The sequence below is a fragment of the Thalassospira xianhensis MCCC 1A02616 genome (assembly GCF_003326475.1).
GTDB lineage: Bacteria > Pseudomonadota > Alphaproteobacteria > Rhodospirillales > Thalassospiraceae > Thalassospira > Thalassospira xianhensis.
Map to the genome: position 1 here is coordinate 1 of NZ_JPWA01000071.1, position 7,527 is coordinate 7,527.

Consider the following 7,527-nt stretch of genomic DNA (forward strand, 5'->3'; position numbering starts at 1 on the left):
GTCATTACCACACCAGCCATTTACGAAGTCTTCTTGAGTATCGTAGCGCGGGTCTGAGCTTGAAGCTTCACAGCCATTTGGGAGGGCGCAGTATGTTCCCGGTGTCGCCTGGGGGTCCTCTACTGTTGCGGCAAGTGCTGTGTTCGCGATCAAGCCGAGCAAGGCGATTGCGGCGGCTATGATGTAGTAGGCGAGCTGACGAAACAGCCGGTTTTCCAAGGCACGGATTAGCTGGCGTGTGAAGTAATTCATAGTGGGTTGCTCAGGGAGTAAAAGGCCCCCGAAGGGGCCAGTCTGTTACTTGATGAACCCGCGAACAGCGTTCCAGGCGGAGCGAAGGGCAGCAGGAGCAAGCAGAGCTGCACCTACTACGCCGATTGCTGCCAGAGACAGTGCCAGTTGGGTCGTTACGTCGGTCATATCCATGAGTTTCTCCTCAGTCTGGACGTTGATCAGTTAAGAATCGGGCGATAGTCGCGTAGATGAACACTGTTGCGAATATCAACCCGACGTAGGTGAGCAGCTCGTTGGACTGCTCATATGTCAGAGGGGGCACCCACGAAAAGTAACCCTCCTCCACCTGCACGAGAGTACCGTTACAAGTAACAGCACCCTCTGTACCTTCTTCCCAAGCCCCGTCACACATCACAACCTGATTCATTGGATTGACCTCGTAAAAAGCGCAATGAGTGCCATGGCGGTGATGATGAAATGAATCCAAGGGCCCGGGTCATTCATGAGTTAATGGCCTACTTAAGCCGCGACGGCTTTTTGGGTTGTGGGAGTAGCAACCTCGATGATTGCTTTGTTGTCGCGGTCTAGGCGAAGTTGCGCGTCGCAGGTAACCGGAAACTTTGAGTCGCGGAGGGTCATTGCTACGGCTGGGTCGCATGACATTTCCGAGGCGTCAAAGCCGTGGGCTGCTGCTGTTACGCCTTGAATAATCGGTTTGTTGAGCACGGTTGCTGTCCAGAAGTCATACTGGTTGCCAGTTTTCTTGGAGGTACCAGAGCGACGGATCAGACCCGCGATAATCATTTGGCTTTTCATAAGTTCACCTTTAAGCAGTGCGGACCAGTTCGGCCCAGTGGGTTACCGCTTGGCATTCGAGTACCTTGCGGCGGAGTGGGACGACCTGCCCGGTGGACAAGTCGGCATCACCTAGGCCAGCGGCCCGGAGAATCTTTAAATTGCGATACCACGTCGGGCGGCTTTGTAGTTCACGTGCTGCTTCCCAGCCTTCGGACTTGATAAGCGCCCAGAGTCCAAGGGCGGCACGGGCCTGCCCTTCCGTCTCTGCCGCAGCCATTACGCGGGTTTTGATATCGTCATGTGTTTTCACTTCCGCTGCTCCTATCATCCGGCCGAAATACTCATTCCATTCATTGCGGAGGGTTGCCGGGGTTACGGTTTGCCAGTCGTGCCGGGAGAACCACTCTCGGCCTAGTTTTAGTTCAAGGCGCAACAGCCTGTCGGCTGCTGTAATTTGCTCTTGGGTGTAGGGGTAGCCCTCGTAAGTGGGCTTTTTCATCATGTAGGTGAGGTGGGGGCCTTTTGCGTAGGCTTTGCCGCTGCGCATCTTCGAGCGGTGGGACCAGTACACGGTGTCACCTGCTTGCTGGCTGACTCGGTAGCGTCCGCCCTCACAGTTGCGCAATGTCGACAGGGCAACCCGGACGGCGGCCTGATCCTCTAGCAACAGATTCTCTGTGACGTCGACGCGGGAGAGTTTCCAGCTATTTGCCGTGGGCAACTGGCAATTAAGCATCTGACCAACAAATGAGGCCATCCGGTTGATGCAACCCGCAATGTCGAGAGCCTGACTCGCGCCGGCGCCGAATACGGCGTCACCCTGGGCGATGATTCTGGCGGGGCTGCCTTGAATCCAGAGTTCTGACCCCCCTGCCTTGACGCTGATTGCGTGGGTATCCGAACGGATCGAGTCCCAAGCGGCGGATTCCCACCGTAATTCACCTGTTTGTGCGTTGATGCGCTGGACCCGATCGCCGTAGGCCATGACGATCGCCAGAGCCTCAGGGTTAAGGTTTTCGTAGGGGGTTCTGACCGTCACCCAGTCAAGAAGCATTGGAACCCCCTTTTGCTGTCCGTGTAGACAGTGATTTTTGTGGGAAAGTCTCACGTATGAGACAAAGTGGCGGTGTTACAGGGACCGCCACCCGGAAATCAAAGTCTCACGTATGAGACAAAGTGGCGGTGTTACAGGGACCGCCCCCCGGAAATCGACCGGCAGAAGCTGCCGGATCGATCCAGAAGAAAAGACCCCACCGGCAACCTTGGGGGAAGGAACGTAGGCCGGGGGGAAAGCAGAGGCCGTGAAAATCGGGTTTTTCATGGCGCGGGATGTGGTGTTGGTGGGTGCAACGGTGTCACCCGCACCGAAACGGCGTAGAAAGCGCTGGGAAGCCGTTTCTTGGTGTTCTGTCTCTAGGGCGCGCCGGGGGCGAGGTTTCGGCAGAACGTGGTGTAGGGCTCCGTTTTGGGCGCTTTCCTGCTGCCTGTTATGCCCTTCGGGCATGAAAGCAACACATCGTGGGTTCAGGCAGTAGGCGCGAGAGTCGAAAACCTCGAAGGAGCAGTGAGCGCAGAAAAGGCGGTTTCTCCAGATGCGTGTGGGTAGCTTGCTCATGCCGGGCACCCCTCAAGGTAGCTGGCCGCGAAGTAGACGGCAGCGACTACCGAAATGGCGAAGGCAAGCAGCGCGGCAGAGATTATTTGCTTTTCGGTCATGGTCTTCCCCCTTGGAAGTGGTCGAGTTGACTGGTAATCCCCCCATTTTTAGCGGGGTTCAAAAGTAGACCTTAGGCCATCATGGCCAACTTCTGTTGAGGGGTAATCCCTCCGAGTCCCATATTGGGTCGTTCGTGATTGTAGTGCCAGAGCCAGCGAGTGGCATAGTCCTGGACTTCTTCAGTGCTGTCGAACAAATACTGCGCCAGCCAATCGTAACGGACTGTTCGGTTGTAGCGTTCAATATAGGCATTCTGCTGCGGTTTGCCCGGCTGGATAAACGCCAGCTTGATGTCTTGTTTGTCGGCCCAGGCTGACAGCTTGCCGCTGATGTACTCAGGACCGTTGTCACAGCGAATAGAGCGCGGTTTCCCACGCCACTCAATGATCTGCTCCAGTGATCGGATAACCCGCTCTGCCGGAAGCGAGAAGTCCACTTCGATGCCAAGGCCTTCCCGGTTAAAGTCATCAATCACATTCAGCAGTCGGTAACTGCGACCGTCGTTAAGCTGGTCGTGCATGAAGTCCATCGACCAACTGTCATTGATGATTTCCGGCACGGCCAAGGGTTCAGGCTTTTCACGAACCAGGCGCTTTTTAGGTTTGATTCGCAGATTCAGTTCCAGCTCCCGATAAATCCGGTAAACCCGTTTGTGATTCCAGGCAAAGCCTTTCACATTGCGCAAATGCAGGAAACACAGACCAAAGCCCCAGTTCCGCTGGTTATGGGTCAGTCGGATCAGCCAGTCCGCGATTTCGGCATTCTCGCTGCTGAGCTTTGCCCGGTAGCGATAGCAGGTCTCGCTGATGCTGAACATCCAGCAAGCCAGGCGAATACTGACGTGCTTCTCATTGACGGCTTTCTGCGCCATCTCACGGCGACGAGACGGCTTTACCACTTTTTTTCGATAGCTTCCTTGAGGATGTCAGCCTTCAATCGTTCCTCGGCATACATCTTCTTGAGCCGGCGGTTTTCATCCTCCAGCTCTTTCAAGCGAGCCATCATGGACGCGTCCATGCCACCGAACTTGGCCCGCCATTTATAAAAACTGGCGTTGCTCATGCCGTGCTCTCGGCACAGCTCCGGGACCGGCACGCCGTTCTCGGCTTGCTTGAGGATCGACAGGATCTGGCTGTCGGAAAAACGTGACTTCTTCATGCAGAATCTCCCTGCGTCTAGCTTACGGAAAATTCTACTTTTGATCACCGCTGTTTTTCGGGGGGATTACCGACTTCCGTATGTCTAATGAGACTTGACATGTATATCGGCATTAGACATTGAGGGTTTCGGGGTTGTCAAGCATCATTAGACAAACGCTGAGGAGCCAGAAATGAAGCCATACGACCTGATTGAGCAGTACAAGCAGAAAAAAGGGCTTAGGAGCGACAACGCAGTAGCGAAGGAGCTAGGGCTTACAAGAGGTGCTATTTCGGCGGTTAAGCACGGCGGAAGCCTCAGTGTTGAAAACGCCTGGACGATTGCTGAGGTGATCGGGATGGACCCGGCTGAGGCTGTTGCTATCTGCAAGATAGCGCAAGCAGAACGCTCGCACGACGAGGAGGGCTTGCAGGTTTGGAAACGACGATTTCAAGCAGTAACACACTCTGCTGCAACGGTTTTTGGTTTGATAGCTATCCCCTATTGGGCAGAGGTAGCGGATAAACTCTGTATATTATGTTCAATAGACTATCTGTCAGGCAAGAGGGCAAGATCGGCCTTTTAGCCTTGCTGTGATGGACGAATGATATTCAGGGACCTGTGTTTTGGCCTGTCTGTAAAAGAAATATCCGCAATAACCTACCGTCACCCCTCGACAGTCCGTCGGTACCTCAGAACGAACAAAGCCCCCCCGCATGTTTTGCATCTGGTCAACCTGTATCGGGTTGGTCGTCTCCCTTCATTGCACGAGAGCTGGCGTGGCTGGCGTATGAATGGTGAGTTGCTGGTTGATCCAGATGGCAACGGGTACCGGGCAAACGAAATAAAAAGCCTGTGGGCTGTCAGGCAGCTGCGCCGGGAGCTGGAACGACTCAGGGCTAGGCCGGCGCAATTCGTGATGGATTTCTAAAACACAACATCTTGTGCAGATCCTCGCTGCAGGGCGCACAAGATATTGTGTTTAGTCGAGAGCGGAAAGCCGGGTTTCCTGGGTGATTTTGATGGCGCGCTGAAGGCGGTCCATGGATGTATCAGTTTCATCATCGGACGAGCGCGGGGCGGGCTCGCGCGCGCGCGATCCCCCTCCCCGCTCTCGATTTTCTTCTTGCATGTGATCAAAAGTGCCTTGTTTTACGTACTGGCGGCAAACTTGATCACGGACACCTTCAATAACTGTTGCCTGTTGGGTGAAACACTGACAACGAATTTTTGAAGCTATGCAAGCTGCTACACGTGGTACTGATTTTACTTTGGTAGCTGCGTCATTGTAGAGGGGTGCTGTGTAGGGGATTCCGTCGATTTCGGGTATTAGCGCTGTATTCCAATCTACCTGTCTGCGTGCTGAAACCGGGCTTATTGAGCTTGGGTTAAGGTTAAATGCAGATTGTTCTGACTGTGTAGGGAGTGTGTCTGGGCGGTGGGTTAAACCCTCTTTATCACCTGATATTACTGATATCAGCCAGTTAACACAAAAGCCAATGAGCAACAAGGCTATTGCTATCAGAGACCACATTTTTATTACGCCGAAAGGTACACGTGATTTGTGGGTATGAATTTCTGCTGACTTGTAAAGTGGGTAACTGGTTTTATCAAGTGGAATTCTTTTTTGTGTGCAAGTGAACTTCAATTCTTTGCTATCACCGGGATTTACAAACCCAGAACCTGAGTGATAGCGAATGGGGCGTTTGGTTCCAAAAGGGCGAGAGTAATGGTGATGTTCATTGCAAATCTTTCTGGCATGGGTATGCAGAAGCATTGGGTGCTGAGTTAGAAAAACGACGTCGTAACCTTTATGACGATGCTTTTCAAGGGCTGTAAGGCCAGAAGGAACTGCAGTGCCTGCTGGTCTTACAGGCCAGATTTCTTGTGCTTCATCGATGATGACAATAGCACCTGAAGGGCAGTGATCAGGCCAATCTCTAGCTTCATCATCTGACAATTCTATCCAACCAAGTTTGGACTTTCCTTCATCTGTGAGTTTAATTCCACGGTAATAAATTGGGCGGTCTGTAACAGATTTGAACTGACTAATTACGTTTAGGGTTTTGGATGATCCGGGGGAGCCCGTGACGATTAAGAACATTATTTAAACCTCATTCTCTTTATTGTCCCACCTACCCCCTTTAGGAATATTGAAGCTGAGTAAGCAGAGAGGACCAATGAGGCGAAAACGTCAAAACCGGCTAGACCTATCAGTCCTGCGAAGTCAGATGGGAGACCTGAAAAATGTGTAGCTATGAGATCGATCACACCCTGGAAACCAATCTGAACGCCCTGCATGACTACAAAGCCGAAGCCGAGGGCAAAAAGGACACGACCAACTACGGAGATGAGTGTGCGACCTATTACACCAGCGGCTAGAACAGGGAGTAGTGGTAATGGCATCTTATGAACCTCCGATGATTGATCGACCAATAATGAGAGCAGCGGCGAACCAGCCGAGGGCAACGATCACCGGGTTAACCATGGAGAGGACTTGGCAAATTGGCTGGTAGGTGAAGTAGAAGGTTTCACCGAATACGGAGTAGCCGATATCAGAAGGACAAGAGCCTGAGACAAAGCCCGAATCGTCAAGCATGTCAACGGCATCACTAAAGGCTATCGTCGTATCGTTGGGGCCTCCTGCCCCGTCTGGACCTGAGCCGGGGAGTTGGTTTTCCGGGTCGTTAGGGTCAAGGAAACTTTCCCCTTCGTTTGTTATAGGGGCCCTATCTGAATCAGAGCCATATAGCTTGTCGAACTGCTGCTTTTCATCGCATCGGTGATGCCAGTTATTGAGGTATATGGCGCACTGGACAGCATCTAGTTCTGAGCTGCATTGAGGCTCTTGTATCTGGGTGCCTGGGTTGCAAGTGCCTGATGTGTATTCTGAGACGGGTCCGTCACCTTCTTCATCGTCAGGAATGCCGTTGTTGTCGTTGTCTGGGTCTTCACCGTCAGGTGTGCCGTCGCCGTCGGTATCCGGGTTTGTAGGATCTGGGTCATTACCATCTGGGGCACCGTCTCCATCTGTATCGGGATTTGTTGGGTCTGGGTCTTCTCCGTCAGGTGAGCCGTCACCGTCTGAGTCGACTGGGTTTTCCCCTTCTTCGGCTGTCTGGCAGTACTTTTTGCCGTCCACCATGATGTAGTTGGGGCACGGGCTGTTGTTCGGGACACCACAGTACTTTTTGCCATTTATGCCGATGTAACAGTCGTCGTCATCTGTGAAGTCGTCGAATGGGCGGGATGAATCGCCGTTAGGGTCGTCGCAGTACTCTCCTGTGCTTGTGTAGTCTGCGAACCATCGGAGACTTCCGTCAGCGCCGTAGCCTCCAATCTGTTTCTTTGGGCTGTCGAAGATGCAGTTAGAGAAGCATACCTGTGTGAGGGATAGAGAAGTTTCGAGTCTCTGCTCTGTTCCTTCGGGGATATTGCAGGTTGGCGCTTCGTCGGAGAAGACGCAGATGCCGGTTAGTGGGCCGGTTGAGTATGAGCGCTGGAATGGTAGGCCCGTTGCTGTGTGTATCGAACGGCACCAGCGGCCAACGGCGTAGTATCTATTGTCAACTGTTACAGTAGTGCAAGAATGGGCAGTTGAGTTTGACGGCGGGTTGAAGTCATTACCACACCAGCCATTT

11 protein-coding genes are annotated in these 7,527 nt (G+C 53.0%); 3 read left to right on the forward strand and 8 right to left on the reverse strand.

From position 1 onward, the window contains the following. The 5 genes from TH5_RS25955 to TH5_RS24820 all read right to left on the reverse strand — a co-directional run. Positions 1-252: hypothetical protein (locus tag TH5_RS25955; protein WP_208638540.1), on the reverse strand; the 252-nt coding region annotated here is incomplete at its 3' end. 45 nt (positions 253-297) lie between these two features. Further along, entirely contained in the window at positions 298-420 is a 123-nt protein-coding gene (locus tag TH5_RS26080; protein WP_220149765.1) for a hypothetical protein, read from the reverse strand. 333 nt (positions 421-753) lie between these two features. Next, a complete protein-coding gene (locus tag TH5_RS24810) occupies positions 754-1,050 on the reverse strand; it encodes a hypothetical protein (RefSeq protein ID WP_064782562.1) in 297 nt (98 codons plus the stop codon). Positions 1,051-1,060: 10 nt separating this feature from the next. Continuing rightward, positions 1,061-2,086 carry a phage/plasmid replication protein, II/X family gene (locus TH5_RS24815; protein WP_064782561.1) on the reverse strand — a complete coding sequence of 342 codons (1,026 nt, stop codon included), beginning with the start codon at positions 2,084-2,086 and terminating at the stop codon, positions 1,061-1,063. A 733-nt stretch (positions 2,087-2,819) separates the two neighbouring features. Next, positions 2,820-3,907, reverse strand: a protein-coding gene (locus TH5_RS24820) for an IS3 family transposase (protein WP_225316971.1) whose coding sequence is annotated in 2 segments (ribosomal slippage) — positions 2,820-3,646 and positions 3,646-3,907 — 1,089 coding nt in all. Because the reading frame shifts where the segments join, the coding sequence is not laid out codon by codon here. A 172-nt stretch (positions 3,908-4,079) separates the two neighbouring features. Between TH5_RS24820 and TH5_RS24825 the strand changes: the two genes are divergently transcribed. Continuing rightward, complete coding sequence (locus TH5_RS24825; RefSeq protein ID WP_064782565.1) at positions 4,080-4,472, forward strand: helix-turn-helix domain-containing protein; 393 nt, start codon at positions 4,080-4,082, stop codon at positions 4,470-4,472. A gap of 18 nt (positions 4,473-4,490) precedes the next feature. Beyond that, positions 4,491-4,817 carry a DUF3653 domain-containing protein gene (locus tag TH5_RS26170; protein WP_083997219.1) on the forward strand — a complete coding sequence of 109 codons (327 nt, stop codon included), beginning with the start codon at positions 4,491-4,493 and terminating at the stop codon, positions 4,815-4,817. Between the two features lie 51 nt (positions 4,818-4,868). On the opposite strand, the gene TH5_RS24835 is transcribed toward TH5_RS26170, so the two are convergent. Both TH5_RS24835 and TH5_RS26175 read right to left on the reverse strand, forming a co-directional pair. Next, a complete protein-coding gene (locus TH5_RS24835) occupies positions 4,869-5,990 on the reverse strand; it encodes a zonular occludens toxin domain-containing protein (protein ID WP_083997218.1) in 1,122 nt (373 codons plus the stop codon). Then, complete coding sequence (locus tag TH5_RS26175) at positions 5,990-6,187, reverse strand: DUF2523 family protein (protein ID WP_373964571.1); 198 nt, start codon at positions 6,185-6,187, stop codon at positions 5,990-5,992. Before TH5_RS26175 ends, TH5_RS24835 begins: the two co-directional genes overlap by 1 nt. Here TH5_RS26175 and TH5_RS26085 point away from each other — a divergent pair. Continuing rightward, the gene (locus TH5_RS26085; RefSeq protein WP_258546966.1) at positions 6,134-6,268 is read left to right on the forward strand and encodes a hypothetical protein; all 135 of its coding nucleotides are present in this window, start codon (positions 6,134-6,136) and stop codon (positions 6,266-6,268) included. The genes TH5_RS26175 and TH5_RS26085 overlap by 54 nt on opposite strands. Positions 6,269-6,293: 25 nt before the next feature. Here TH5_RS26085 and TH5_RS25745 read toward each other — a convergent pair. Continuing rightward, positions 6,294-7,527: virulence factor TspB C-terminal domain-related protein (locus TH5_RS25745; RefSeq protein WP_279627794.1), on the reverse strand; the 1,234-nt coding region annotated here is incomplete at its 5' end.

Bases quoted from the DNA above. Each gene is read 5' to 3' on its own strand.
- TH5_RS24835 (WP_083997218.1), bottom strand. From the start codon at position 5,990: ATGTTCTTAATCGTCACGGGCTCCCCCGGATCATCCAAAACCCTAAAC.
- TH5_RS26175 (WP_373964571.1), bottom strand. From the start codon at position 6,187: ATGCAGGGCGTTCAGATTGGTTTCCAGGGTGTGATCGATCTCATAGCT.
- TH5_RS24825 (WP_064782565.1), top strand. From the start codon at position 4,080: ATGAAGCCATACGACCTGATTGAGCAGTACAAGCAGAAAAAAGGGCTT.
- TH5_RS26085 (WP_258546966.1), top strand. From the start codon at position 6,134: ATGTGTAGCTATGAGATCGATCACACCCTGGAAACCAATCTGAACGCC.
- TH5_RS24815 (WP_064782561.1), bottom strand. From the start codon at position 2,086: ATGCTTCTTGACTGGGTGACGGTCAGAACCCCCTACGAAAACCTTAAC.
- TH5_RS26170 (WP_083997219.1), top strand. From the start codon at position 4,491: ATGATATTCAGGGACCTGTGTTTTGGCCTGTCTGTAAAAGAAATATCC.
- TH5_RS24810 (WP_064782562.1), bottom strand. From the start codon at position 1,050: ATGAAAAGCCAAATGATTATCGCGGGTCTGATCCGTCGCTCTGGTACC.
- TH5_RS26080 (WP_220149765.1), bottom strand. From the start codon at position 420: ATGACCGACGTAACGACCCAACTGGCACTGTCTCTGGCAGCAATCGGC.